24 protein-coding genes, 1 tRNA gene and 1 pseudogene are annotated in these 24,047 nt (G+C 69.2%); 7 read left to right on the top strand and 19 right to left on the bottom strand.

Annotated features, from left to right (window positions below; genetic code table 11):
- Window positions 1–92 precede the first annotated feature (92 nt).
- The 6 genes and pseudogenes from ACFOW8_RS00395 to ACFOW8_RS00370 all read right to left on the bottom strand — a co-directional run.
- A pseudogene (locus ACFOW8_RS00395) lies at window positions 93–1,043 on the bottom strand (ABC transporter ATP-binding protein); the annotation flags it as partial.
- Window positions 1,040–2,452, bottom strand: coding sequence for a branched-chain amino acid ABC transporter permease (locus tag ACFOW8_RS00390; RefSeq protein WP_378543575.1), 1,413 nt, complete (start codon window positions 2,450–2,452; stop codon window positions 1,040–1,042). The gene ACFOW8_RS00390 and the pseudogene ACFOW8_RS00395, both read right to left, overlap by 4 nt.
- Window positions 2,449–3,486 carry a branched-chain amino acid ABC transporter permease gene (locus ACFOW8_RS00385; RefSeq protein WP_378543572.1) on the bottom strand — a complete coding sequence of 346 codons (1,038 nt, stop codon included), beginning with the start codon at window positions 3,484–3,486 and terminating at the stop codon, window positions 2,449–2,451. The genes ACFOW8_RS00390 and ACFOW8_RS00385 overlap by 4 nt, the downstream gene beginning before the upstream one ends.
- A 76-nt stretch (window positions 3,487–3,562) precedes the next feature.
- Complete coding sequence (locus ACFOW8_RS00380; protein ID WP_378543872.1) at window positions 3,563–4,720, bottom strand: branched-chain amino acid ABC transporter substrate-binding protein; 1,158 nt, start codon at window positions 4,718–4,720, stop codon at window positions 3,563–3,565.
- 274 nt (window positions 4,721–4,994) lie between these two features.
- The gene (locus tag ACFOW8_RS00375) at window positions 4,995–5,612 is read right to left on the bottom strand and encodes an ANTAR domain-containing response regulator (protein ID WP_378543569.1); all 618 of its coding nucleotides are present in this window, start codon (window positions 5,610–5,612) and stop codon (window positions 4,995–4,997) included.
- A 137-nt stretch (window positions 5,613–5,749) separates the two neighbouring features.
- Window positions 5,750–5,836: transfer RNA gene (locus ACFOW8_RS00370), tRNA-Leu, on the bottom strand.
- 112 nt (window positions 5,837–5,948) lie between these two features.
- Here ACFOW8_RS00370 and ACFOW8_RS00365 point away from each other — a divergent pair.
- The 3 genes from ACFOW8_RS00365 (at window position 5,949) to ACFOW8_RS00355 (ending at window position 7,767) form a co-directional block, all read left to right on the top strand.
- The gene (locus ACFOW8_RS00365) at window positions 5,949–6,458 is read left to right on the top strand and encodes a monooxygenase family protein (RefSeq protein WP_378543566.1); all 510 of its coding nucleotides are present in this window, start codon (window positions 5,949–5,951) and stop codon (window positions 6,456–6,458) included.
- A 185-nt stretch (window positions 6,459–6,643) separates the two neighbouring features.
- Window positions 6,644–7,264, top strand: coding sequence for an arsenate reductase/protein-tyrosine-phosphatase family protein (locus tag ACFOW8_RS00360; protein ID WP_378543563.1), 621 nt, complete (start codon window positions 6,644–6,646; stop codon window positions 7,262–7,264).
- Between the two features lie 134 nt (window positions 7,265–7,398).
- A complete protein-coding gene (locus ACFOW8_RS00355) occupies window positions 7,399–7,767 on the top strand; it encodes a hypothetical protein (RefSeq protein WP_378543560.1) in 369 nt (122 codons plus the stop codon).
- A 6-nt stretch (window positions 7,768–7,773) separates the two neighbouring features.
- On the opposite strand, the gene ACFOW8_RS00350 is transcribed toward ACFOW8_RS00355, so the two are convergent.
- From ACFOW8_RS00350 to ACFOW8_RS00300, 11 genes are all read right to left on the bottom strand, one after another.
- On the bottom strand, window positions 7,774–8,643 hold the full coding sequence (locus ACFOW8_RS00350; RefSeq protein WP_378543870.1) for an acyl-CoA thioesterase: 870 nt from the start codon (window positions 8,641–8,643) through the stop codon (window positions 7,774–7,776).
- Window positions 8,644–8,684: 41 nt separating this feature from the next.
- Window positions 8,685–10,103, bottom strand: coding sequence for a pyruvate kinase (gene pyk / locus ACFOW8_RS00345; protein ID WP_378543557.1), 1,419 nt, complete (start codon window positions 10,101–10,103; stop codon window positions 8,685–8,687).
- 71 nt (window positions 10,104–10,174) lie between these two features.
- The gene (locus ACFOW8_RS00340) at window positions 10,175–10,852 is read right to left on the bottom strand and encodes an amino acid ABC transporter permease (RefSeq protein WP_378543554.1); all 678 of its coding nucleotides are present in this window, start codon (window positions 10,850–10,852) and stop codon (window positions 10,175–10,177) included.
- 3 nt (window positions 10,853–10,855) lie between these two features.
- Window positions 10,856–11,608, bottom strand: coding sequence for a transporter substrate-binding domain-containing protein (locus ACFOW8_RS00335; protein ID WP_378543551.1), 753 nt, complete (start codon window positions 11,606–11,608; stop codon window positions 10,856–10,858).
- Window positions 11,609–11,777: 169 nt separating this feature from the next.
- Window positions 11,778–12,314, bottom strand: coding sequence for a TM2 domain-containing protein (locus ACFOW8_RS00330; protein ID WP_378543548.1), 537 nt, complete (start codon window positions 12,312–12,314; stop codon window positions 11,778–11,780).
- Between the two features lie 224 nt (window positions 12,315–12,538).
- Window positions 12,539–13,705 carry a prolipoprotein diacylglyceryl transferase gene (gene lgt, locus ACFOW8_RS00325; RefSeq protein WP_378543545.1) on the bottom strand — a complete coding sequence of 389 codons (1,167 nt, stop codon included), beginning with the start codon at window positions 13,703–13,705 and terminating at the stop codon, window positions 12,539–12,541.
- A 453-nt stretch (window positions 13,706–14,158) separates the two neighbouring features.
- Window positions 14,159–14,962, bottom strand: coding sequence for a tryptophan synthase subunit alpha (gene trpA / locus ACFOW8_RS00320; RefSeq protein WP_378543542.1), 804 nt, complete (start codon window positions 14,960–14,962; stop codon window positions 14,159–14,161).
- Window positions 14,959–16,221: a tryptophan synthase subunit beta gene (gene trpB, locus ACFOW8_RS00315; protein WP_378543539.1), complete on the bottom strand. Its 1,263-nt coding sequence runs from the start codon at window positions 16,219–16,221 to the stop codon at window positions 14,959–14,961. The genes trpA and trpB overlap by 4 nt, the downstream gene beginning before the upstream one ends.
- Complete coding sequence (gene trpC, locus ACFOW8_RS00310; protein ID WP_378543536.1) at window positions 16,218–17,039, bottom strand: indole-3-glycerol phosphate synthase TrpC; 822 nt, start codon at window positions 17,037–17,039, stop codon at window positions 16,218–16,220. The genes trpB and trpC overlap by 4 nt, the downstream gene beginning before the upstream one ends.
- 262 nt (window positions 17,040–17,301) lie before the next feature.
- Window positions 17,302–18,063, bottom strand: a complete 762-nt coding sequence (locus ACFOW8_RS00305; protein ID WP_378543533.1) for a TIGR02234 family membrane protein — start codon at window positions 18,061–18,063, stop codon at window positions 17,302–17,304.
- Between the two features lie 287 nt (window positions 18,064–18,350).
- A complete protein-coding gene (locus ACFOW8_RS00300; RefSeq protein ID WP_378543530.1) occupies window positions 18,351–19,889 on the bottom strand; it encodes an anthranilate synthase component I in 1,539 nt (512 codons plus the stop codon).
- Window positions 19,890–20,028: 139 nt separating this feature from the next.
- On the opposite strand from ACFOW8_RS00300, the gene ACFOW8_RS00295 reads away from it, so the two are divergent.
- The 4 genes from ACFOW8_RS00295 to ACFOW8_RS00280 all read left to right on the top strand — a co-directional run bounded on the left by ACFOW8_RS00295 (window position 20,029) and on the right by ACFOW8_RS00280 (window position 22,123).
- On the top strand, window positions 20,029–20,301 hold the full coding sequence (locus ACFOW8_RS00295; protein ID WP_378543527.1) for a hypothetical protein: 273 nt from the start codon (window positions 20,029–20,031) through the stop codon (window positions 20,299–20,301).
- A gap of 112 nt (window positions 20,302–20,413) precedes the next feature.
- The gene (locus tag ACFOW8_RS00290; protein WP_378543524.1) at window positions 20,414–20,884 is read left to right on the top strand and encodes a peroxiredoxin; all 471 of its coding nucleotides are present in this window, start codon (window positions 20,414–20,416) and stop codon (window positions 20,882–20,884) included.
- A gap of 67 nt (window positions 20,885–20,951) precedes the next feature.
- Complete coding sequence (locus ACFOW8_RS00285) at window positions 20,952–21,512, top strand: permease (protein WP_378543522.1); 561 nt, start codon at window positions 20,952–20,954, stop codon at window positions 21,510–21,512.
- A gap of 197 nt (window positions 21,513–21,709) precedes the next feature.
- A complete protein-coding gene (locus tag ACFOW8_RS00280) occupies window positions 21,710–22,123 on the top strand; it encodes a MarR family winged helix-turn-helix transcriptional regulator (RefSeq protein ID WP_378543868.1) in 414 nt (137 codons plus the stop codon).
- A 40-nt stretch (window positions 22,124–22,163) separates the two neighbouring features.
- On the opposite strand, the gene hisI is transcribed toward ACFOW8_RS00280, so the two are convergent.
- Window positions 22,164–22,508 (bottom strand): phosphoribosyl-AMP cyclohydrolase, encoded by a 345-nt coding sequence (hisI, locus tag ACFOW8_RS00275; protein ID WP_378543519.1) that lies wholly within the window; start codon window positions 22,506–22,508, stop codon window positions 22,164–22,166.
- Window positions 22,505–23,818 carry a PucR family transcriptional regulator gene (locus tag ACFOW8_RS00270; RefSeq protein WP_378543516.1) on the bottom strand — a complete coding sequence of 438 codons (1,314 nt, stop codon included), beginning with the start codon at window positions 23,816–23,818 and terminating at the stop codon, window positions 22,505–22,507. The genes hisI and ACFOW8_RS00270 overlap by 4 nt, the downstream gene beginning before the upstream one ends.
- Window positions 23,819–24,047: the final 229 nt, after the last annotated feature.

The raw sequence follows: 24,047 nt of genomic DNA, 5'->3' as shown, positions 1-24,047 counted from the left end.
TCTGCCGGTTCGACCACGGTGACGGGTGCGTGGCTCGGCGCGGCCTCGGCGACCGCGGCGGCGTCGGCTTCCTCGCGCACCTCGTCGACGGTGTCGGCGTCGGGCACGCCGAGGTAGGCCGCGATCACTGCCGGATCCTCGCGGACCTCGGCGGGCAGCCCGTCGGCGATCTTGCGCCCGAACTCGAGCACCACGATCCGGTCGGTCACGCCCATCACCAGGCGCATATCGTGCTCGATCAGCAGAACCGTGTAGCCGTCGTCGCGGATCTTGCGGATCAGATCCATCAGCGCCGACTTCTCGCTGGGGTTGAACCCGGCCGCAGGCTCGTCCAGGCACAGCAGTTTCGGCTCGGTGGCCAGCGCTCGGGCGATCTCGAGCCTGCGCTGGTCACCGTAGGAGAGGTTGCGTGCCTTCTCCACCGCGCGCGCGGCGATGCCGACGAACTCGAGCAGCGCCATCCCGCGTTCGATCGCGTCGCGTTCCTCGCGCCGGTGCCGCGAGGTGCGCAGCACCGCGCCCGGCACCGAGGTCCGGTGCCTGGCGTCGGTGCCGACGACCACGTTCTCCAGCGCCGTCATCTCGCCGAAGAGCCGCACGTTCTGGAACGTGCGCGCGATCCCCATCCTGGTGATCTCGTTGCGTTTGGTCTTGGCCAGCGGCTGCCCGTCGAAATGCACGCTGCCGGCCGCCGGTTTGTACACGCCGGTGATCGCGTTGAAGCAGGTGGTCTTGCCCGCGCCGTTCGGGCCGATCAGGCCCAGGATCTCGCCGCGACGGATCTCGAAGCTGACCGCGTCGAGCGCGGTCAGGCCGCCGAACTTCACGGTGAGCCCGTCGGTGCGCAGCAGCGGTGCGCCGACGGCGGTGCCGATCTCGCGATGCGGTGCCACCACCTCGGCAACCGTCTCGGCGTCGCCGAGCTCGGGCAGTACCGCGGTGACGTCGACATCGCCGGTCGGCGCCACCTCTGGTTCCGGCCGGTATCCGGCCGACATGTCCTCGTTGTCGAACAGCGCGTCTCCCGCGCCCGGCCCGGTCATCGTCGTGCTCCGATCGGTTCGTCCGCCGGCTTGCGCACGGCCTGGTACACCTGTCTGCCGTAGGTGAGCAGCTTCTGCCGCGCCGGGAACAACCCCTGCGGTCGCAGGATCATCATCGACACCAGCGCGATACCGAAGTACAGGTACTTGAGGTCACCGAGGTTCTGCGCGCCACCCTGGCGGAACAGCAGCACGCTGCCGAACAGCAGCAGCCCAGCGACCACCCCGAAGACCGCGACGACGATCACGCCGCGTCGCGCCCACACCCCGAGCACCGGACCGCGCAGCCGCCACAGCACCCACAGCCCGACCAGCACCGCGATATCGATCGCGAGCAGCACGTAGCCGGTGGTCTCGTTCGACACCAGCTGCACCGATTGCAATCGCAGCGGTAGGTAGGCGATGAGGAAGGCGCCGACGATCACGCCGAGCTTGTTGCCGGAACCGCCGAGCACGACGGCGCACAGGAACAGCATGGACAGGATGATGTCGAACTGCTTGGGGTTCACGTAGGTCACCTGACCGGCGTACATCGCACCGGAGAGGCCGCCGACGGAGGCACCGATGGTGAAGGCCCACAGCTTGTATTTGAAGGTCGGCACGCCCATGATCTCGGCGGCGTCCTCGTCCTCCCTGATGGCGACCCAGGCGCGGCCGACCCGGCTGCGTTCCAGGTTGCCGATGATCAGCAGCACCACGACCACCAGGATCGTGCCGAGCCAGAACCACCAGGTGCCGCTGTTGGCGCGCTGGAACGGATTCCAGCTGTCCGGATCACCGAGGTTGCCCGGCGAGAAGACCCCACCAGGGTCGGCCTCGGACGCGGCGACCTCGGGGTAGGCGATCTTGGACAGGCCGAGGCTGCCGTTGGTGAGTTCGGTCAGGTTGTCGGCCATCAGCCGCACGATCTCACCGAAGCCGAGGGTCACGATGGCCAGGTAGTCACCGCGCAGGCGCAGCGTCGGGGTGCCGAGGATCAGGCCGGACAGCGCGGTCAGCGCGACCGCGATCGGCAGGCACGCCAGCCAGGCCCAACTCGGTTCGAGCCAGCCGCCGTCGGTCTGGTTCCACGGGCTGTTCGGGCTGGTCAGCAGGCCGACGGTGTAGGCGCCGACCGCGTAGAAGCCCACATAGCCGAGGTCGAGCAGACCGGCCTGGCCGACCACCACGTTCAGGCCGATGGCGATCAGCGCGTACATCGCGAACAGCGCCATCACATTGCCGAAGGCAACGCCGGGAGTGTCGAGCAGCGGCGGCGGGTACAGCGGCAGCACCAGCAGCACGAGGATCACCGGGATGCCGACCGCCCACTGCGCGGGCCGGGACAGCCCGTCCCACCGGGTGCGGATCGCGTCGCCGAGACCGCGCCGAGCAGGCTGCGCCACCGGCTCTTTCGTCAGATCGGTCATGCGCGCGCCCTCCCCAGGCTCTCGCCGAGGATACCGGTGGGCCGGAACATCAGCACGGTCACCAGCAGTACGAACGCGACCACGTCGCGCCATTCGAAGCCGAACAGGATCTGCCCGTACTGCTCGGCGACACCGAGCAGCAGCCCGCCGAGCAGCGCGCCGCGCAGATTGCCGATCCCGCCGAGCACCGCGGCGCTGAACGCCTTGATACCGAGGATGAACCCGCCGGAGAAGATGATGCCGGTAGGAATGTGCAGGGTGTACAGCATCGCGGCCGCGCCGGCAAGCAGGCCGCCGATCAGGAAGGTCAGCACGATGACCCGCTCCCGGGAGACACCCATCAGTGTCGCGGTGTCGGGGTCCTGCGCGACCGCGCGGATCGCGCGACCGAACTTGGTGCGGTTGATCAGGATCTCGGTGGTGACCGCGAGCACGACAGCCGCGGCGATGATCACCAGCGCCACGTTGGTCACCGAAGCGCCGAGGAAGGTGAACTGCACCTTGGGCTCGACCAGCCGGATGCCGGTCTGGGCGTTGGTGCCGCCGAGGCCGGGCTTGATCTTGGGCAGGATGTAGTGCACGAACTCCTGGATCACGAAGGACATGCCGATCGCGGTGATCAGGAACGCCAGCGGTTTCGCGCCGCGTTTGCGCAGCGGCCGGTAGGCCACCCGTTCCAGACCCACCGCGGCGGCGCCGGAGACCAGCATGCCGATCAGCATCGCGATGCCGAGATAAACCACCGTCAGCACGACGCCCTGGGAGTACACATTGCCGCTCGGGGCGAAGCCGAGCAGTTCCAGCCCGACATAGGTGCCGAACATGCCGAGCATGAAGATCTCGGAGTGGGCGAAGTTGATCAGCCGCAGCACACCGTAGACCAGTGTGTAGCCGACGGCGACCAGTGCGTAGATGGAGCCGTAGGTAAGGCCGTCCACGGTCAATCGCCAGAATTGGTCGATCACCCCGGACACGTTGAAATCGATGGACCCCTCGGCCAGCAGGGTCACACCGAGCGATGCCGCTGATGTCATGGTTTCTCTCGCGTCAGGCGCGCGGTGCGCGTGACCGCATGGGCCACGCGCACCGCCGCACTCGTCCTGGTCGGGACTACTCGACCTCGTACATCCAGATCTGGATGTTGGCCAGTTCCCCGGTGGGACCCCACTTGTACTGGCGGGCCAGACCCGTGCCGTCGTAAGCGCGCACGTGCTCGAGCAGGTCGGCGCGGGTGACCTTGCCCGCGTCGATGCCCTTGAGCAGGATGGTGGTCAGGTCGTAGCCCTCGACCGAGTAGACGCCGGGCGCCTGGCCGTTGAGCGCCTTGTACGCGGTCGCGAACTCCTCGGGCGCCGGGCTGCACGGGCACGACAGCAGCGTGCCCTCCGACGAGCTGCCCGCCTGGCGGACGAATTCGGGATCGTTGCTGCCGTCGGCGGAGACGAACGCGGCGGTGACCCCACCCGAGCGCAGCTGCTGCACGAAGGGCGCGGCCTCGGCGTAGTACCCGGCGTAGAAGATGGCGTCGGCGTTCGCCGCGGACAGCTTCGACACCGCGGCCGAGAAGTCTTTGTCACCTTCCTTGACACTCACCGCGCACGAGGAGTCGGCGGACGCGCCTGCGGCGCCGATGAATGCCTGCGCCAGGCCTGCACCGTAGTCGGTGTTGTCCTGCACCACGCAGATCTTCTTGTACCCCTTCTCCCCGGTCAGGTAGTTGGCCAGCGCCGGACCCTGGGAGTCGTCGTTGCCGAGGCCGCGGAAGAAGGTCTGCCAGCCGTTCTGGGTGAGCGTCGGGTTGGTGGCCGAGGCGCTCAGCGCGGGCATGCCCGCCTCGCTGAGGATCTGGCCGGTCGCCTTGGTCTCGCCGGAGAAGGTCGGGCCGACCAGGGCGACGATGCTCGGATCGCTGACGATCGACGGGATCACACCGGTGGCGATCTGCGGCTTGCCCTCGGTGTCGAACTGCTTGACCGACACCTGGCAGTCCGGGTTGGCCTTGTTGTGCTCGTCGAGCGCCAGCTTGACGCCGTTGATGATGTTGATGCCGAGCGCGGAGTTGGCACCGGTCAGCGGGCCCGCCATCGCGATACTCTGCGGTGCGCACTGTGCCGTTCCGTCGCCAGCGGGATCGGCGGCGTTGCCGGTGTCGGTCGCCGCGACCGCCTTGCCCGCGGTGTCGAGCTGGACCACCGGCTGGATCGAGAGATCGGTGCTGCCGCCGCCCCCACCGTCGGACGATTTGTCGCTGCATCCGGCCAGGACCAACGACGCGGCAGCGCCGAGTACCAGAACTCCTCGCGTCGAGCGACTGCGCCATGTCGAACTGAGCACGTCTCACCTCTATGTTCTGTGCTCCCCGGGGTCCCCGAGGGGGCCGACCACGTTCAGCCCGGGTCAGAACATATCGCCGGTGTGTTAGATCTGCATCACATTCGCGTCATGTCGGCCGCGAGATGTGCAGTCGTAGTTCAACTTATTGTTTCGCTTACGTAAAGTTTTTCGGATTTCCGGGCGGAACGGTGGTGATGCCGACCCGGCATCACTGCGGAGTGAGGTTCTCCAGCACGACTTCGGCGACCGCTTTCATCGTCGTCCGCCGGTCCATCGCGGTGCGCTGAATCCATTTGAACGCTTGCGGTTCCGACAGGCCCTGGGTCTGCATGAGCACACCCTTGGCCCGCTCGACGAGTTTGCGCGTCTCCAACCGGTCCGACAGATTCGCGACTTCGGTTTCCAGCGCGGTGATTTCGTGGAAGCGGCTCGCCGCCAGCTCGATCGCGGGCACCAGATCCGACTTGGTGAACGGCTTCACCAGGTAGGCCATCGCGCCGGCGTCGCGAGCTCGCTCGACCAGGTCGCGCTGCGAGAACGCGGTCAGGATCACCACGGGCGCAACACGTTTGGTGGCGATCTCTCCCGCCGCGTCGATCCCGTCCCGACGCGGCATCTTCACATCCATGATGACCAGATCGGGACGCAACTGCTCGGCCAGCTCGACCGCCTGCTGCCCGTCGCCCGCTTCACCGACGACCTCGTAGCCCTCTTCCTTGAGCATCTCCACGAGGTCCATCCGGATGAGGGCCTCGTCCTCGGCGACGACGACGCGTTTGGCCGCGGCCTCACGCGTGGCCTCGACGCCCGCTGCATTCGTGCTCATAGGTTCGACCCCTCTGGAATTCCGACTGATGTAGAGAGTACCTTTCGCTTCCGCCGGTGAACGCGAACAGACTCGTCGCGCACACCCCCGCGACCGATACTCCCCCGCGGGACGCGGCCGGGGCCGCGTCACCGCCGTGGTGCCGAGTGTGGGACTCGAACCCACACGTCCTTTCGGACAACGGTTTTTGAGACCGTCGCGTCTGCCAGTTCCGCCAACCCGGCGCACCGCGGTCACTATAGCCTCTCGGCGCGCCGCGAAGCGAACCGCCGGTCGAACCACCCCGGCCGTCACCTCGTAGTACCTCAAAGCACGGTTCTACGGAAGGGCGCTGACATGCGGGTGAACAGGACGACCGTCGACCTGGACGACTATCCCGACCTGGTGGTGATCCTGCTCGGCATGCGCGTGCGCACCCCGCGTGGCCTGCTGCGATTGCTCGGCGTCGGCCCCAAGCTGTACCGCTCCCACGCCGACCGTCCCGACGGCCTGCTGCACCACGAGGACGTGGTCTGGTCGATGCTGCCGCCGCACTGGGGCGCGCGTCAGTACTGGCGCGATCTCGACGCGCTGGAGCGCTGGACCCGGTCGGCGCCGCACCGGCAGTGGTGGCAGGAGTTCCTCCGCGATTCCGGGGGCACCGGATTCTGGCACGAGGCGTATTTCCGGCGCGGCGGGTTCGACGCGGTCTACGACGACATGACCGCCCGGCCCGGACTCTCGGCGTTCGCGCCGGTGGTCCCGGCGCGCGGTCGGATGTTCTCCACCCGCGGCCGGGTGCACGACGCTCCGCCCGCGGTACCACCCGTTATTGGCGAATCAGATCTTTACCGCGACGAAAAGTGATTGATGCCACATTTCAGTGAAGGTGTTTCACACCATATCTCGCGGATATCACAGTCACGCACAACAGTTTTCCGCATCGCCATTCATGTACGGCATTCAACCGTCAGGTGAATAAGTAGCACCGCGCCTGTGATCGTTCCAAGGAAGGTCTATTCCACGACAATCGACCCGATTACGGTAACGGCATGCACGTGCTGTTCGTCTGCAACTCCAACGTCTGCCGCTCGGTGATCGCCGAACGGCTCACCCGGGCGTTCGCGGCGGACAACGGCCTGCCCGGCCTCACCGCGGAGAGTGCGGGCACGCGCGCGCTGGTCGGCTTTCCCCCCGAACCGCTGGCCGCCGAGACCATAGCCGGGCTCGGCGGCGACACCGCCGGATTCAAGGCACGCAAGCTCGCGCCGGAAATGGTCGACCGGGCCGACCTGGTGCTGGCGATGACCGAATCCTTACGCGATCAGGTCGCCGGACTGGCCCTCGGTGTCGCACCGCGCACCTTCACCCTTGTCGAGGCGCACCGGATCGCCAGGGTCACCGGCGCGAAATCCATTGCCGCCCTGCACCAGGCGCGCAACAACCTGGCCTATGTGGGCAGGGAGAACATCGCCGACCCGATCGGCCTGTCCGCCGACGCGTTCGTCGAGATCGGTGATCGCATCGCCGAACTGCTGTTTCCCCTGCTCGCCGCGCTGGCCCCGCACGAGCAGGCCACGCTCACCGGCGACGGCGAGCACCCCGGCCTGATCATCGAGCCCGCCGCGCCGCGCCCACTTTCGGCGTTTCTGGCCGCGCAGCGCAGGCGCTGACCCCCGAGGTCTGTTCGGCGGGGCCGCGCGGTACTACACTTCGGCGCGGACATCGTGCTCCCCTTGCTGGTTCGACACGCGACAGGACGAGAGACTTGCCGAAACGCATTTCGGATGTTTCGCTCCATGTGTATGTGACACCGGAAATCCGCGACCGCATCGTCACCGGCGTGCGGACGGTCCTCGACGACCACCTCCAGGACCTCGACATCTTCGCCTGGCGGTTCACCCTCCCCACCGACTCCGGCGATCCCGTGCACCGGGAACTCGAAACACAGTGGCGGAGTGCGCATCCCGGTGCCGAGCCGGACGCGGAGGCGACCTATGAGATCGCGCTCAGCCTGGTCGGCGACCCCGCCGACCTGACCGACACCGAGATCGCAGGCCTGGAGCACGGTCTCGTCCTCGCGGTGTACGGCGCGGCCGAGCACGCCGTCCCGTTCACGCTGTGCGCGCACCAGCGCACCGGCGTCGAGCGCGAATCCGACCCCGAATACCGCTGAGGCGGGTCAGCGGGCCGGGAAGTGCCGGATAACGCCTTCCTGGACCGTGGTGGCGAGCAATTCGCCACTGCGCGAATAGAATCGGCCGGTCGCCAGCCCGCGCGAGCCCGCCGCCACCGGCGATTCGGTGGCGTAGAGGGTCCAGTCGTCGAAGCGGAACGGGCGATGGAACCAGATCGAATGGTTCACCGTGGCCGCCAGGATCCGGTCCAGACCCCAGGACAGGCCGTGCGTGGTGATGATCGAATCGAGCACCGTGGTGTCGGAGGAGTAACCGAGCGCGGCCACATGCAGCAGCGGGTCGTCGGGCATGGTGCCGTCGGTGCGCATCCACACGCGGTTGTGGTTGAGCTTCTCGCCCGTGCCCTTGAGGATCCACGCCGGATCGTTGGTGTAGCGCATGTCGATCGGGTGCGGGGCGTTGATGAACATCTCCAGCTTGTCTTCGAAGCCGGCGAAGCTCTCCTCGATCCGGGGCAGCGACTCAGGATCGGGTACCTGCGGCCCCTCGTGCGCGTGCTCGAGACCCTTACCCCAGTCCTGGAACGCGGCCAGCATGACGAACAGCTCCTGGCCGTCCTGGCTGGCGGTGACCGTGCGATTGGCCAGCGCGCGGCCGTCGCGATGCCGCTGCACGTGGTACTCGATCGGCTTCTTCACATCACCGCCGCGCACGAAATGCGCGTTGATCGCGTGCAGCGGGCGTTCCCCCGCGGTGCGGCCCGCGGCGACGATCGCCTGGGACACCAGCTGGCCACCGAAGGTGCGGCTCCACACCTTCTCCGGGTGGTTGCCGAGGAAGACGTCCTCGCCGATCGTCTCGAGATCGAGCAGGTCCAGCAACACCCGCAGATCGGGCGACTGCTGCCCTGACACGGTGTCGACCTCGATCGATCCGCCCGCCGAACTACTCACGACTAGTGGTCCTCCTCGCCGATGCGATGCACATGGATCAGGTTGGTGGAACCGACGGTACCCGGCGGGGAACCGGCCACGATCACCACCAGGTCACCCTTGCGGTACCGATCCAGGGACAGCAGTGCCTGATCGACCTGATGGATCATCGCGTCGGTGGTCTGCACCATCGGCACGATGAAGGTCTCGGTGCCCCAGGTGAGCGTCAGCTGGCTGCGCACCTCCGGCAGCGGCGTGAACGCCAGCAGCGGCAGCGGGGTGTGCAGGCGGGCCAGGCGCCGCACCGTGTCACCGGACTGGGTGAAGGCCACCAGCGCCTTGGCGTTGAGCCGCTCGCCGATATCGCGGGCGGCGTAGGAGATCACGCCGCGCTTGGTGCGCGGCACGTGGGTCAGCGGTGGCACCCGGTTCGTCTCCGACTCCACCGCGGTGACGATGCGGGCCATGGTGCGCACCGCGTCGATCGGCCAGGCGCCGACCGAGGTCTCACCGGACAGCATCACCGCATCGGCGCCGTCGAGCACCGCGTTGGCCACATCGGACGCCTCCGCGCGGGTCGGGCGCGAGTTCTCGATCATCGACTCCAGCATCTGGGTGGCGACGATGACCGGCTTGGCGTTCTCACGCGCCATCTGGATGGCCCGCTTCTGCACCAGCGGCACCTGTTCGAGCGGCAGCTCGACGCCGAGGTCGCCGCGGGCGACCATCACCGCGTCGAAGGCGAGCACGATGGCCTCGAGATTGTCGATCGCCTCCGGCTTCTCCAGCTTGGCGATCACCGGCACCCGCCTGCCGACCCGGTCCATGATGTCGTGCACGAGTTCGATGTCGGACGGCGAGCGCACGAACGACAGCGCGATGAAGTCCACGCCCAGCTCGAGCGCGAATTCCAGGTCCTCGATGTCCTTCTCGGACAGCGCGGGCACCGACACGTCCATGCCGGGCAGCGACAAACCCTTGTTGTTGCTCACCGGGCCGCCCTCGGTGACCCGGCACACGACGTCGTTGCCCTCGACGGCCTCCACGGTCAGACCGACCTTGCCGTCGTCGACGAGCAGACGGTCACCAGCCTTGGCGTCGGCGGCGAGCTGCTTGTAGGTGGTGGAGACGCGGTCGTGGGTGCCGTCGCAGTCCTCGACGGTGATCCGCACCTGCTCGCCGTTGGCCCACATGGTCTTGCCGTCGGTGAACCGGCCGAGACGGATCTTGGGGCCCTGCAGGTCGGCGAGGATGCCGACCGCTCGGCCGGTCTCGTCCGAGGCCGCCCGGACCATCTTGTAGTTGTCGGCGTGGTCGGCGTGCTCACCGTGGCTGAAGTTCAGCCGGGCCACGTCCATGCCGCTTTCGACGAGCTCCCGAATACGGTCCTGGGTGGCAGTGGCCGGCCCAAGGGTGCACACAATCTTCGTCCGTCGCATCACGCTGTAGAGCCTAGTCCTCCCGCCGCAGCGCGTCGTTGCGCCGGTGGGGTGTTATCCCGGAGTTCACGAACTCAGCGGCGCGCGAGCGCGACGTGCCGCGACAACCGGGTCTCCAGCCGGGTCTGGCCCGCGCCGAGGAGCAGGCAGATCACCCAGTAGTACACCGCAGCCACGCCGTACAGTGCGAAGAAGTCGAACGTGGGCGCCGCGGCCAGCTGGGCGGTCCGCAGCAATTCGGTGACCAGGATGGTCGAGGCCAGCGAGGTGTCCTTCACCAGAGAAATAAGCGTGTTCGACAGCGGCGGCACCGCGATCCGCGCGGCCTGCGGGAACACGATGTACCACAGCGTCTGCGGGTAGGTCATGCCGAGCGACTCGGCCGCCTCCCACTGCCCGTGCGCCACGCTCATGATCGCCGAGCGCACCACCTCCGCGGCATAGCCGCCGACATTGAGGCTGAACGCGATCACCGCCGCGGGGAACGGATCGATGACGATCCCGAACTGGGGCAGCGCGTAGAACACGATGAACAGCTGCACCAGCAGCGGCGTGCCACGGATGATCGAGATGTAGCAGCGGGCCGGCCACGAGAGCATCCGCTTCGACGACATCCGCGCCAGCGCGACGCCGACCGCGATCGCCAGGCCGAGCACGAAACTGATGGCCGTCAGCGGCAGCGTCGCGGTCACCGTGGCCTTCAGCATCGGCCAGAGGTTGTGCCAGATCAGTTCCCTGGTCGCGGCATCCATCCGCTAGTTGCTGACGTCGGTGCCGAAGTACTTCTCCGACAGCCGGGCCAGCGTGCCGTCAGCGCGCAGTTCCGCGAGCGCCCTGTCGATCTCGGCGATCAGCGCCGCGTCGTCGGCGCGCGCGGCGAAGGCCTGCTTGCTGGTCTCGCCGGTCCTGCCCGCGATCTTGATGCCGGTGTCGCCGGTCTTCTTGGTGTACTCGCCGACGGCCAGGGTGTCGTTGACGGTGACATCGACCCGGCCCGCCTTCAGCAACTGCACCGCCTGCACGAAGCCTTCCACCACTTCGACGTTCGCGCCCGCGTCCTTGGCGACCTGGTTCCAGTTGCTGGTCGCGGTCTCGGCGGCGGTCTTGCCCGCCAGATCGGCCAGCGTGGTGATGGTGGTGTTGTCGGCCTTGGTGACGATCACGCCCTCGGAGGTCGTGTACGGCTGCGACAGCGCGTACTTCTCCGCGCGCTCCGGCGTGACGGTGACCTGGTTGGCGACCAGATCGAACCGCTTTGACTCGAGCCCGGCGAAGATCGAATCCCACGGTGTCTGCACGAATTCCACGCGCTTGCCCAGCTTCGCACCGACCGCTTCGGCGACCTCGACGTCGTAGCCGGTGAGGGTGCCGTTGTCCTGGTAGCTGAACGGCGCGTAGGTGCCCTCGGTGCCGACCGTGAGCACGTTCGGGTCGGCGTCGGACGAGCAGGCCGACAGGCCCGTCGCGGTGACCACGGCGAGCACGGCGGCGGCAAGCAGTTTGCGCACGTTCCATCCCTTTCTCCACTGCGCGCGTCGACCACGCGCAGGTCAGGCGACGCTACAGCACCACGGCGGATCGACACAGAGTATCGCTCACCGTGATCGCATCCCGGCCGGGAAACGCGCAACGGGTGCCCCACCGTCGGCGGGACACCCGTGTTGCCGGAGTCGGCGATCAGTCGCGCAGCGGACGGCCCTGCGCGTCGGGCACCTTGCCGGTGAGCATCATGATGCCGTCGATGAGCGGCCAGATGGCGCCGATGCCACAGGTCAGCCAGACCACCGCGATCTGGGCGATGCCGAGGCCGGTGTAGCCGAGGTAGAAGCGGCCGACACCGAAGCTGCCGAGGAAGATCTCCAGCAGACCGGCCATCAGCTTCTGCTTGTCGGAGAACGGGACGCCGTACATGTCACGGCCGTACGGCGCTTCCGGATCGGCCGGGTTGTAGCCCTGCGGCATGGCACCGTAGGGCGCGGCACCGTAGGCGGGCTGCGGCTGACCGTACGGGTCGGCGGGCTGACCGTACTGCGGCTGGGGCTGACCGTACTGCGGCTGGGGCTGACCGTACTGCGGCTGACCGTGCCCCGGCTGCTGGGCGTACGGGTCCGACGGCTGACCGTAGGCGGGCTGGCCGTACTGCGGCTGCGCGCCGGAGTCCTGCTTGCCCAGGTCGGGCCCGTACTGCGGATTCGGGTTGTAGGGGTCGGTCACTAAATGTCCTCCTCATTCGTGCGGGTACCCGTCGTGGCCCCCGGCCAGTGGCGATCGGCCGAACGGCGGTGCGCCCGCGACGATCACGGCCATTGTGGTCATATCGACCGGCCGTTGTCGCCTCGGGTGCCACACCATCGGCGCCGCGACAACTCGCTCGTATATCGCGACGGGCGTCGGGTATGTTGCCCGACGCCCGTCGATTCCGCCACCCCGTCGTACGGTCAGCTGTTCTTCAGCGTGGGCGCCGAGTCCGGGCCGGCGTCGTCTTTCGCCTGCTCGTCGGTGGTGCCGGGCTCGGGATCGGCCGTGTCGGTCGCGGCAGGTTGCCCCGGCTCGGTGGCGGCAGACTTCGCCGGATCCGCGCCGTCGGCCGTCACCGGATCCTTCGCGTCGTCCTTCGCCGCGGAATCGGCCGGCTGCGTTGTTGCGCGCTCGGCCGAGTCGTCCGTCGTCGCGGCGTTCCCGGCGGCACCGAGGGCGCGCAGTTTCGAGATCTGCCACGGCCACGGCCGTGGTTCCGCGTCGGGTTGCAGCTGCGCCGGGGTCTCGCGGCCCTTGGTGGCCAGTGCGAAATAGGCCATCGCACACAGGAACACGATGGCCGAGGTGAACGAGTTGATCCTGATACCGAGGATGTGGGTGGCCTCGTCGCTGCGCATCAGCTCCACGAAGAAGCGGCCGAAGCTGTAGCCGGCCACGTAGAGCGCGAACAGCCTGCCGTGCCCGATCCTGAAGCGCTTGTCCAGCTGCACCAGCGCGATCACCACCAGCACGTTCCAGACGAGCTCGTACAGGAACGTCGGGTGCACGACCTCGAGCACCCGGCCGGTGGACACGCCGTTCATCATGTCGCGCGCGCCGGTCTCGGCGTCGAAGCGCTCGTAGATCTCGAGTCCCCACGGCACGTCGGTGGCACGACCGTAGAGTTCCTGGTTGAAGTAGTTGCCGAGCCTGCCGATGGCCTGGGCGAGCAGCACGCCGGGCGCGATCGCGTCACCGAGCGCGGGCAGCGGGATCTTGTAGATCCGGCAGCCGATCCAGGCGCCGATACCGCCGAGGAACACCGCTCCCCAGATGCCGAGGCCGCCCTGCCAGATGTAGAGCGCCTCGACGGGGTTCTTACCCTCGCCGAAGTACTTCTGGTAGTCGGTGGCGACGTGGTAGAGCCTGCCGCCGACCAGCCCGAACGGCACCGCGAACATCGCGATGTCGAGCACCGCCCCCGGCTTGCCGCCGCGCTGCTGCCACCGCCGCTCACCCCACCAGATCGCGATGACGATGCCGGCGATGATGCACAGCGCGTATGCCCGCAGCGGAAAGGGCCCGAGCTGCCAGACACCCTGCGGCGGACTCGGAATGTAGGCCAGGACTGAGTTCACGGGCACCACGTTAGTGGAGTCCCCCCACGGACAGGTGACCGTGGCTCGAACGGTGGTGGATACCCGTCTGACGATATCGCCGGCGTTCACCCGGCGTCGACGCCTCGCCAGGTCTGCACGCCGGTCGACCCATCGGGCACCGCGCACAGCACACACTTTCCCGCCGATCGGTGACGAACTGGACGATCAGAACGATTGGTGTGGGCTCCGCTCGGCCTCACCACCGCTGCGGTAGTAGCGGCGTGATATCCGGAGCGGAACTGATGGCACCCCCCTGCCGAGCCCCCGTTCGTTCCGCCCGCACCGCGCACCCCGGACCAGCCTGCGGCGGAAATCCCCCGCTCCCGCAAACCCGACCGGGACGCGATCTACGAACCCGATGAACCCGACGAGGACGACCGCTACTTCCGCAACAAGTCCTGGCTGGTCTGACGAGCGCGGCAACGACCTCGGGTTGACGAGCTACGCGGTCGGCACGCGGCGGGCGCGTACGCCTTCGGCGAGTTCGCCGGTGAGGGCGCGGACCGCGTCCAGGCCGTCCGCGGCGGCCGTGACCAGCGCCGAGCCCACGATGACGCCATCGGCGTAGCCGGCGATCTCGGCGGCCTGGGCGCCGGAGCGCACGCCGAGGCCGACGCCGATCGGGATGTCGGAGTGGGCGCGGATGCGGGCGCACAGGGCGGGGGCCGCCGAGGAGACCGCGTCGCGGGCGCCGGTGACACCCATGGTGGAGGCGGCGTAGATGAAGCCGCGCGAGGCCTCGAGCGTCTTCACCAGGCGCTCCTCGGTGGAGGACGGCGCGACCAGGAAGATGCGGTCGAGGTTGTGGGTGGCCGAGGCGACGAACCAGTCGTCGGCCTCGTCGGGGATCAGGTTGGGGGTGATGATCCCGGCGCCGCCGGCGGTGGCGAGGTCGCGGGCGAAGGCGTCGACGCCGTATTGCAGCACCGGGTTCCAGTAGCTCATCACCACGGCCTGCCCGCCGGCGGCGGTGATCGCCTCGACGACGGCGAACACGTCGCGCACCCGCACCCCACCGCGCAGTGCCTGCTCGGCGGCAGCCTGGATGGTCGGGCCGTCCATCACCGGATCGGAGTAGGCGACGCCGACTTCGATGATGTCGCACCCGGATTCGACCATGGTCCGGCACACCTCGATGGAACCGGCCAGGTCGGGATAGCCCGCGGGCAGGTAGCCGATGAGGGCGGCGCGGTCCTCGGCCCGCGCGGCGGCGAAGGTGTTCGCGAGACGGGACTGCTGGCTCACTGCTGGTTCTCCTCGGCGGCGTCGTCGTCGAACAGACCGAACCAGCGGCCCGCGGTGTCCATGTCCTTGTCGCCGCGACCGGACAGGTTCACCAGGATGATCGCGCCGGGACCGAGCTGCTTGCCCAGGCGCAGCGCACCGGCCACCGCGTGCGCGGACTCGATCGCCGGGATGATGCCCTCCGAACGCGACAGCAGCAGCAGCGCGTCCATCGCCTCGGTGTCGGTGACGGGCTCGTACTCGGCCCGGCCGATGTCCTTGAGGTGGGCGTGTTCGGGGCCGACGCCCGGATAGTCCAGTCCGGCCGAGATCGAATGCGATTCGATGGTCTGCCCGTCCTCGTCCTGCAACAGGTACGAGTAGGCGCCCTGGAAGGCGCCGGGGGTGCCGCCGGTGAAGGTCGCCGCGTGCCTACCGGTCTCCACGCCGTCACCGGCCGCTTCGTAGCCGATCAGCCGCACCCCGGCGTCGGGGATGAACGCGTGGAAGATGCCGATGGCGTTGGAGCCGCCGCCGACACAGGCCACCACCGCGTCGGGCAGCCTGCCGGTGCGCTCGGTGATCTGGGCACGTGCCTCGATCCCGATGATCCGCTGGAAATCGCGCACCATCAGCGGGAACGGGTGCGGACCCGCGGCGGTGCCGAAGCAGTAGTAGGTGTCCTCGGCGTTGGACACCCAGTCGCGCAGCGCCTCGTTGATGGCGTCCTTGAGCGTCTGCGACCCGGTGGTCACCGAGACCACCTCGGCGCCGAGCAGCCGCATCCGCGCCACGTTCAGCGCCTGCCGGGCGGTGTCGACCGCACCCATGTAGATGACGCAGTCCAGACCGAGCAATGCGCACGCGGTGGCGGTGGCCACGCCGTGCTGACCGGCGCCGGTCTCGGCGATGACGCGGGTCTTGCCCATCCGCTTGGCCAGCAGCGCCTGCCCGAGCACATTGTTGATCTTGTGCGAGCCGGTGTGGTTGAGGTCCTCGCGCTTGAGGAAGATGCGCGCGCCACCGGCGTGCTCGGCCAGGTTGGCGCATTCGAACACCGGCGAGGGACGACCGGTGTAGTCGCGCTGCAGCCGGTCGAGTTCGTCGAGGAAGCCGCGATCGCTGCGGACCTTCTCGTACTCGGCGGTGACCTCCTCGATCACCGCCATCAGCGCCTCGGGAACATGCCGTCCGCCGTAGACGCCGAAGTGGCCGCCCGCGTCGGGCTCGTAGTCGGAGTGCTGGGCGATCCCGGCGCTCGCCTGGGGCAGTGCGGTCACCGGATGCTCCGGCGGGCCGGCTTGGGGCAGGACGGGTGGGTACCGGCGGTCACCAGTTCGGACACGGCGGCCCGCGGGTTGCCGCTGGTCACCAGGCCCTCGCCGACGAGTACCGCGTCGGCGCCCGCGCCGGCGTAGGCCAGCAGGTCGGCGGTGCCGCGGATCCCGGATTCGGCCACCCGGATGACCTCCGACGGCAGGCCGGGTGCGATCCGGGCGAACACGTCGCGGTCGACTTCGAGGGTCTTGAGGTTGCGCGCGTTGACCCCGATCACCGATGCGCCCGCCTCCAGCGCGCGGTCGGCCTCCTCCTCGGTGTGCACTTCCACCAGCGCGGTCATGCCCAGCGATTCGGTGCGGTCGATGAGCGCGGACAGCACGTCCTGTTCGAGCGCGGCCACGATCAGCAGGATCACGTCGGCGCCGTGTGCGCGGGCCTCGTGGATCTGATATGGGCCGACGACGAAGTCCTTGCGCAGCACCGGGATGTTCACGGCGGCGCGGACGGCGTCGAGATCGTCGAGCGAGCCGCCGAACCGGCGGCCCTCGGTGAGCACGCTGATGATGCGGGCGCCACCGTCCTCGTAGGCCTTGGCCAGCACTGCCGGGTCCGGGATGTCGGCCAGCGCGCCCTTGGACGGACTGGCCCGCTTCACCTCGGCGATGACACCGATCCCGTCCTCGTGCAGCGCGGCGGCGGCGTTGAGCGGCGCCTTCGCGGCGGCTGCCGCGGCCTTGATCGCCTGAAAATCGAGGAGGGCTTCGCGAGCGGCAACATCCGCCCGAACCCCGTCGAGAATCGAGTCGAGTACCGTCATCTGGCTCGAATCCTTTCTGGGGAGACGAACTTCTCACCTGAGAGTCCCCTCAGGCGCTGTCTCACCGATGCTTGACAACAATAAATGGAGGCCGACGGTGTCCCTGCGGCGGGGGTGCCGGGGGTCACTGCCGCGCGATCACGGGTCGCGCCGCCGCCATACTGCGGCGGGGTACCGTGGCTCGCTGCCGCGATCCGGCGGATATCGCGGGCTGTCGCCGCCCCCTGACCGCGCCGCCGCACTGTCCGGCGGTCACGCTGGTTCACCGCGTGCGACCGGATGCGGTGCCGCCGTCGTCACCCGGCTCCCCCGCGGTGTCGGTCGGGTCGGTGCCGGCGTCGAGCGCGTCCCACAGCACCCGTTCCGACAGTGGGGCTGCCGTGCCGTCGTCGGCGCGCTGTCTGCTCACCTCCGCGCTGGCGTCGGCGCGGCGGAACACGGGGTTGTCGTACTTGCCCGACAGCTGGGCGCTCTGGCCGGTCCTGCGGGTCAGCAGGACACCGGCGGCCAGCGCGCACGCCGCCGCCACGAGCGACAGGATCGCAGGCGCCAGGTGCACGTCGACGCCGCTGACCACCGCGCGGGCGGGGAGCTCGGCCAGTGTGCCCGCCCGCTCCTGGGGCCTGCCCGCACCCGCCGCCAGTGCGAAGCCGGGCACCGCCGCCACCGCGGCCAGGACCGCCAGCACCACGCCGAGCAGCTGCCGCAGACCGCCCTTCACCGCGAACACCGCCGCGATCGCGGCGACCAGCACCAGGGCCAGCGGGGTGAGCGCGCCGAACCAGGTGGCGCCGTCGAGATCGTCGGTGCGCGGTTCGGTGAGCCCGTCCGCGGAGTGCACCGTCACCCAGGTCATCCGCGACGACACCCACAGCCCGCCCGCCGCCAGCGCGAGCAGCGCCACCGCGACGACCGGCTTCGCGGCACGGACGGGCGCGACGGCGGGATCGCCGCCACCAGGCGTACCCGAAGGACCACCCGCATCGTCTCCGGTCACGCCGTCGTCCGGCTGCTCGACGGTCATGACACCACCTCGCCCCCGGTTGGCTCCGGCGTGCGCGTGGTCCCGTTGCGCCGAGGGTTCACCTGCCCACTCCTGCCTCCACCTCGCCGAAACCCGTCCGGCACGACCACGTCAGCGGCCGTGCCGATCCACCGCTCACCGCGCTCGCTCATACCTGCGCCTCGCCCGGCTCCGGCACGAGCGGGCGCTCGGCTGTGCCCATTGGTCGCTCGCTGCGCTCGCTCATGCCTGCGCCCGGCCGAGGACACCCGGCGACGGCGGGCGGCGGGTTCGAGCACCGTACCCGCTCACTGTTCGCCGCCCTCGTAGGTGCGTAGGGTCTGCGCGGCCGCGATGGCCTTGAGCACCGCCATGGCCTTGTTGCGGGCCTCGGTGTCTTCGTAGACCGGGTCGGAGTCGGCGACGACGCCCGCCCCCGCCTGTACGTAGGCGGTGCCGTCCTTGAGCAGCGCGGTACGGATGGCGATAGCGGTGTCGGCGTCGCCGGCGAAGTCGAGGTAGCCGACGACGCCGCCATAGACGCCGCGCCGGGTCGGTTCCAGTTCCTCGATGAGTTCCATCGCCCGCACCTTCGGCGCGCCCGACAGGGTGCCCGCCGGGAAGCAGGCCTGCACGGCGTCGAGGGCGATCTTGCCCTCGGCCAGCTGCCCGGACACCGTCGACACCAGGTGCATGACGTGGCTGTAGCGTTCGACGTGGCGATACTGGGTGACCCGCACGGTGCCCGGCCTGCACACCCGGCCGAGGTCGTTGCGGCCGAGGTCGACGAGCATGAGGTGCTCGGCGTTCTCCTTCTCGTCGGCCAGCAGGTCCTTCTCGAGCAGGATGTCGTCCTCGGCGCTGGTCCCGCGCCAGCGGGTGCCCGCGATCGGGTGCGTGGTGGCGATCCCGTCCTTCACCGTGACCAGCGATTCGGGGCTGGAGCCGACGATGGAGAACGCGGTGCCGCCGTCGCCGTCGGGGATGTGCATCAGGTACATGTACGGGCTCGGATTGGATGCCCGCAGCATCCGGTAGACCGCGAGCGGCGAGCCGGTGTAGTCCATCTCGAAACGCTGCGAGAGCACAACCTGGAAGGCCTCGCCCGCCTCGATCTCCTTGATCAGCCTGCGCACCCCGGCCCCGAACTCCTCGGTGGTGCGCCTGCGCAGGAACTCCGGGTCCGGCTGGTCGAAGACCGACACGGTCGACGCGGCGGGCGCGGCCAGCGCGGCGGTCATCCGGTCGAGGCGGGCGAGGGCGTCGTCGTAGGCGGCGTCGGCGTTCTCGTCGGTGCCGTTCCAGTTGACCGCGTTGGCGATGAGGGTGATCGCGCCCTCGTGGTGGTCGAACGCGGCCAGGTCCGTGGCCAGCATGAGTACCAGCTCGGGCAGCTGCAGATCGTCGGCGGCCAGTTCGGGCAGCCGTTCGATCCGGCGCACCGCGTCGTAGCCGAGGTAGCCGACCAGACCGCCCGTCAGCGGCGGCAGACCGGGCAGGCGCTCGGTCCGCAGCAGCTCCAGCGTCTCGTGCAGCGCGCGCAGCGGATCGCCGCCTGACGGCGCGTCGGCGGGCACGGCGCCGAGCCAGGCCGCCGCACCGTCGACGACGGTCAGCGCCGACGGGCTGCCTGCGCCGATGAACGACCAGCGCGACCACGACCGCCCGTTCTCGGCGGACTCGAACAGGAAGGTGCCCGGCCGGTCGCCGGCCAGCTTCCGGTAGGCCGAGAGCGGAGTTTCGGAGTCCGCCAGCACCTTTCGGGTCACCGGGACCACCCGGTGCTCGGCGGCGAGCAGCCGGAACTGGTCGCGGGTCGTTGTGGTTGGTGTCGACGCGCCCTGCATGAGCCCATCATCCCAGGCGCGCCGTCGCGCCCGCGCGCTGGCCCGACCCCCGCGACGCGAGGGCCGGTGATCGATATCACTACACTCGCGCGCGTTCCATGTCGCACGCGGTAATCCCCCCTTCCGAGAGGAGCAATAGTTGTACCCCTCGCACCAGGGCGCACAGGACGGCCGATTGGTCGCCCCGTCGCAGCAGCACTACGGTCCGGGCCAGATGTCGGCGGCCAGCGCGCTGACGTCGTTCGTCACCTACGCCAAGGCCATGGAGGATCTGGACGAGAAGCGTTTCCCGGTGGAGTACGCCGGGCACCGGGACCGTATCCGTGAGCTCGAGCCGATGCTGCGCGTGCACGGCATCCTCGATGTGATGGAGATCCGCAATCCCGAGATCGCGGCCCTGCTGCAGCGCTGACTCGGCGCAGTCCGTCGGGGGCGGCACCGAGTACGAACCGCAGGGATCCCCGTTCGCTCCGGCGGGCGGGGATCTTGTCGTCCCGGCCACCCGCTCGATAGTGTCGGACATCATGCAGCCAGGCCAGCGCGCCCCCGAGTTCGCGCTCCCCGATCAGTCCGCTCAGCTCCGCACCATCGACGACCTGCTCGCAGGCGGCCCGCTGGTGTTGTTCTTCTACCCGGCCGCCAACACTCCGGTCTGCACGGCCGAGGCCTGCCATTTCCGCGATCTGAGCGCGGAGTTCGCCGCCATCGGCGCCTCCTGCGCCGGGATCAGCACCGACAGCGCGCAGGTGCAGGCCGGGTTCGCCACCAAGCAGCGCCTCGACTACCCGCTGCTGTCCGACGCCGACGGCACGGTGGCCGCGGCGTTCGGCGTCAAGCGTGGGCTGCTCGGCAAGCTCGCCCCGGTCAAGCGGCACACCTTCGTCATCGACACCGACCGCACGATTCTGAAGGTCGTGACCGGCGAGCTGCGCGCCGCCGTGCACGCCGACGAGGCGCTGGCCTTCCTGCGCGACCGCGCCGAGGCGATCGGCTAGCTACCCCGACCGAAACGCCGGGCGCCGGATCGGCGCCCGGCCGTCGTGGCACCTCTACCCTGGTCACATGACGAGCGGCGAGCTGCAGACGAGCGGTCAGAAGTCCACACTCACCGTGTGGCGCAATCGCGCGATCATCACGGTGGCGACGGCGATCGTGCTGGTGATCGCCTATTTCATTCTGGCGTCGTTCATTCCGCGCTGGTGGGCTCAGCGCCTCGGCGCGCTGGTGCACGGCAGCTTCTCCTCCGGCATCTGGTGGGGCCTGGTCTACGGCTTCGTCTTCACCCTGGTCCCACTGCTGTTGCTGTTGCTGGCGGTTCGCGTGTGGAACCGCAAGGGCGGCAAGTTCATCGCGGGGGCCGCGGTGATCATCGCGCTGCTCGGCGCGATCCCGAATCTGATGACCTTGACCATCGTGCTCGGCCGCAACAATGCCGCACACGCCGGTCAGCGCATTCTCGATGTCGACGCGCCCGCTTTCCGCGGCGCCTGTCTCGTCGGCGCGCTGGTCGCCGGGGTGGTGTTCCTCGCGGTGGCCGCGTTCATGGGCAAGCGAGAACTGGACCGGCGCAAGGCGGTCAAGGCCGCGCAGACGCCGGAGCCGCCGGTATCCCCCGCCGAGTAGCGATAGTCCGGCCACGGCGCTGTGAGTGACCTCACGGCCACTGCCATCCCGAGGACGTCGTAGCGACGTCGTGGCAAACTCTATGCAGTGCGCGCCCAAGTACCTCAGCCCTGTCGTCCGGCCGTCAGGCAGTGCCGGTGACCACGCCATGGCTCGACCCAGTGGAACAGCGCGCCTGGCAGGCGATCGTCGCGCTCATGGCCCGGATTCCGGGCGCGCTCGACACCCGGCTGCAGCGCGAATCCGGGCTCACGCATTTCGAGTACCGGGTGTTGAGCCTGCTGTCGGAGGAACCGGGCCATCGGCTCCAGCTGAGTGATCTCGCCCACAAAGCAAATGCGTCGCTATCGCGGCTGTCGCATGTGGTGTCCAAGCTGGAACGGCTCGGCTGGGCACGCCGCGACACCACCGCGGGCAGGCGCGGGGTCAACGCGGTGCTCACCGATGCCGGATTCGAGACGGTTCTCGCGGCCGCGCCCGGCTATGTCGACGCGGTGCGCAGGCTGGTTCTCGACAGCCTGGAACCAGGGCAGATCGCCCAGCTGGCCGAGCTCGGCGAGATCGTCGCGGCGCGGCTGGAGACCGTGCTCGCCGAGGACTGCGCCACCTAGCCCACGCTGACCGGTCCAGTGCCTGCGAGCCCGGTGACGCCTACTTCGCGGCGAGCAGCACGTCGGTCTCGAAGCAGGTGTGGGTACCGGTGTGACAGGCGGCGCCCTCCTGGTCGACGATCAGCAGCACGGTGTCACCGTCGCAGTCCAGGCGCACCTCGTGCACGAACTGTGTGTGGCCGGAGGTCTCCCCCTTGACCCAGTACTGTTGCCGCGAGCGCGAATAGTAGGTTCCCCTGCGGGTTTCGAGGGTGCGGGCCAGCGCCTCGTCGTCCATCCACGCCATCATCAGCACCTCGCCGGTCGACTTCTCCTGCGCGACAGCGGCGACCAGCCCGGCCTCGTTGCGCTTGAGGCGGGCGGCGATGGCGGGATCCAGACTCATACGTCGGTTATAGCAGCCGTCCCGGTGTGCGCAGGCCTTCCGGTCTGCAGTTCGATCGCCACCAGCAATTCCACCAGATCGTTGACACTGCGCACATTGCGCCCGGTGAGCTCCTGGATGCGGCCGATCCGGTACTTGGCCGTATTGAGATGGATGCGCAGCTGCTCGGCGGCTTCCCGCAGGTTCATGTCGGCGGCGGCGAAGGCGCGGATGGTTTCGGCGAGCGAGCCGCCGCGGACGCGGTCATCGGCCAGCGCGCTGCCGATGCGCGGGTCGACGAGCTGACGGGTGGTGTCGTCGGCGCGCAGCAGCAGGTACTCGAACGGGGTCAGCTGCGGTAGCGCCAGGACACCGCCGCCGGACGGCAACAGCGCCAGTGCGGCCTTCGCCTGCCGGTAGGCCCGCGGAACCTGGGCAACCTCGGTGACCGCGGTGCTCACGCCGACGGCCAGCGCGATGCCGTCGGCGGCCAGCTCGGTGTGCAGCGCGCGCAACCGTTCGCACAGCTGCTCGGGCGAACCGTCCCGCCCGAGCGCGGGAATCGCCACGACCTCGCTGTCGCCGCGCACCACCGACAAGGTGCGCAGGCCGTTGACGCCGACGCGGGCCGCCGCGGCCGAGACCAGCCGCAGCGTCTCGCCCATGGTCTCGGTCCGCGCCGCGCCGTCGAGGACCACGGCGGTCACCACCACCAGCGGCGTGCCGTGCTCGGTGCCGATGCCATGGGCGGTGGCCACCGACAGGTGCGGGCCGCCGGCGGGCAGGGTGCCGTCGAGTAGCGAATCCATCAGCGCCTGGCTGTCGCGGCCCGATTCGGCGGCCACGTACTGCTGGAATTCCAGGTACGCGTCGGTCGCCTGGGTGCTGATCAGGTCGGTGTAGCGGGCCAGCGGTCCGGCCAGCGACAGCACCGCCTCCCTGCCCACCTCGCTGTCGCCCGCGTGCGCGAGCAGGGTCTTCCAGATGGCCCGCTGCCCGAGCCGGAACGCGGCGATGTAGTCGACCAGCGGCAATCCGGACCTGGCACGCCGCGCGGCGGCCTGGCGCGCGTAGGTGACATCGGCGGGGGTGACCCGCTTGCGCTCGAGCAGCGCGCCGAGACCGGTGCGGCTGAGCCTGGCCAGCTGGTCGTGCACATCGGCGAGGAATCCCGGATCGGCGGTGCCGTAGCCGGGCAGCTCGACCCGGATCTTGGCCATCACATCGGCGGCGATGTCGTCGGCGTGCGCGTAGGCGCACCCGACGATCCGCGCGCGCTCGGCGTGCAGCGAATCGGGCTCAGGGGTGAGCAGATGTGATCCAGCCGACATGTCCGGGGAGTCTGCATGGTCCGGTTTGCCGCTGTCAACCGGCTGCCCCGCGACCGCAGCCCCGGCCGGACCGCCTGACCAGCGCTCCTCGCGCGTGCCCCGCCGCACCGCGGCGATCCCCGTACGCGCGGTCGGTGGCCGACGCCGGCGACATCCGGCGTGCGCCCTGTCCACAGCGGACGAGAACCTGCGGCGAAGTTGGTCCGCAACGTCCGATGTGGCGTACTGA

This window comes from Nocardia rhizosphaerae, assembly GCF_042650365.1.
GTDB lineage: Bacteria > Actinomycetota > Actinomycetes > Mycobacteriales > Mycobacteriaceae > Nocardia > Nocardia rhizosphaerae.
Note: the sequence above shows the minus strand (reverse complement) of the source record. Positions and strands in the feature narration are given on the sequence as shown.

What these genes read in the sequence shown, in the direction of transcription:
- ACFOW8_RS00390 (WP_378543575.1), bottom strand. Translation starts at nt 2,452, where the DNA reads ATGACCGATCTGACGAAAGAGCCGGTGGCGCAGCCTGCTCGGCGCGGT.
- ACFOW8_RS00385 (WP_378543572.1), bottom strand. Translation starts at nt 3,486, where the DNA reads ATGACATCAGCGGCATCGCTCGGTGTGACCCTGCTGGCCGAGGGGTCC.
- ACFOW8_RS00375 (WP_378543569.1), bottom strand. Translation starts at nt 5,612, where the DNA reads ATGAGCACGAATGCAGCGGGCGTCGAGGCCACGCGTGAGGCCGCGGCC.
- ACFOW8_RS00365 (WP_378543566.1), top strand. Translation starts at nt 5,949, where the DNA reads ATGCGGGTGAACAGGACGACCGTCGACCTGGACGACTATCCCGACCTG.
- ACFOW8_RS00360 (WP_378543563.1), top strand. Translation starts at nt 6,644, where the DNA reads ATGCACGTGCTGTTCGTCTGCAACTCCAACGTCTGCCGCTCGGTGATC.
- ACFOW8_RS00340 (WP_378543554.1), bottom strand. Translation starts at nt 10,852, where the DNA reads ATGGATGCCGCGACCAGGGAACTGATCTGGCACAACCTCTGGCCGATG.
- trpC (WP_378543536.1), bottom strand. Translation starts at nt 17,039, where the DNA reads ATGACGGTACTCGACTCGATTCTCGACGGGGTTCGGGCGGATGTTGCC.
- ACFOW8_RS00305 (WP_378543533.1), bottom strand. Translation starts at nt 18,063, where the DNA reads ATGACCGTCGAGCAGCCGGACGACGGCGTGACCGGAGACGATGCGGGT.
- ACFOW8_RS00300 (WP_378543530.1), bottom strand. Translation starts at nt 19,889, where the DNA reads ATGCAGGGCGCGTCGACACCAACCACAACGACCCGCGACCAGTTCCGG.
- ACFOW8_RS00290 (WP_378543524.1), top strand. Translation starts at nt 20,414, where the DNA reads ATGCAGCCAGGCCAGCGCGCCCCCGAGTTCGCGCTCCCCGATCAGTCC.
- ACFOW8_RS00285 (WP_378543522.1), top strand. Translation starts at nt 20,952, where the DNA reads ATGACGAGCGGCGAGCTGCAGACGAGCGGTCAGAAGTCCACACTCACC.
- ACFOW8_RS00280 (WP_378543868.1), top strand. Translation starts at nt 21,710, where the DNA reads ATGGCCCGGATTCCGGGCGCGCTCGACACCCGGCTGCAGCGCGAATCC.
- hisI (WP_378543519.1), bottom strand. Translation starts at nt 22,508, where the DNA reads ATGAGTCTGGATCCCGCCATCGCCGCCCGCCTCAAGCGCAACGAGGCC.
- ACFOW8_RS00270 (WP_378543516.1), bottom strand. Translation starts at nt 23,818, where the DNA reads ATGTCGGCTGGATCACATCTGCTCACCCCTGAGCCCGATTCGCTGCAC.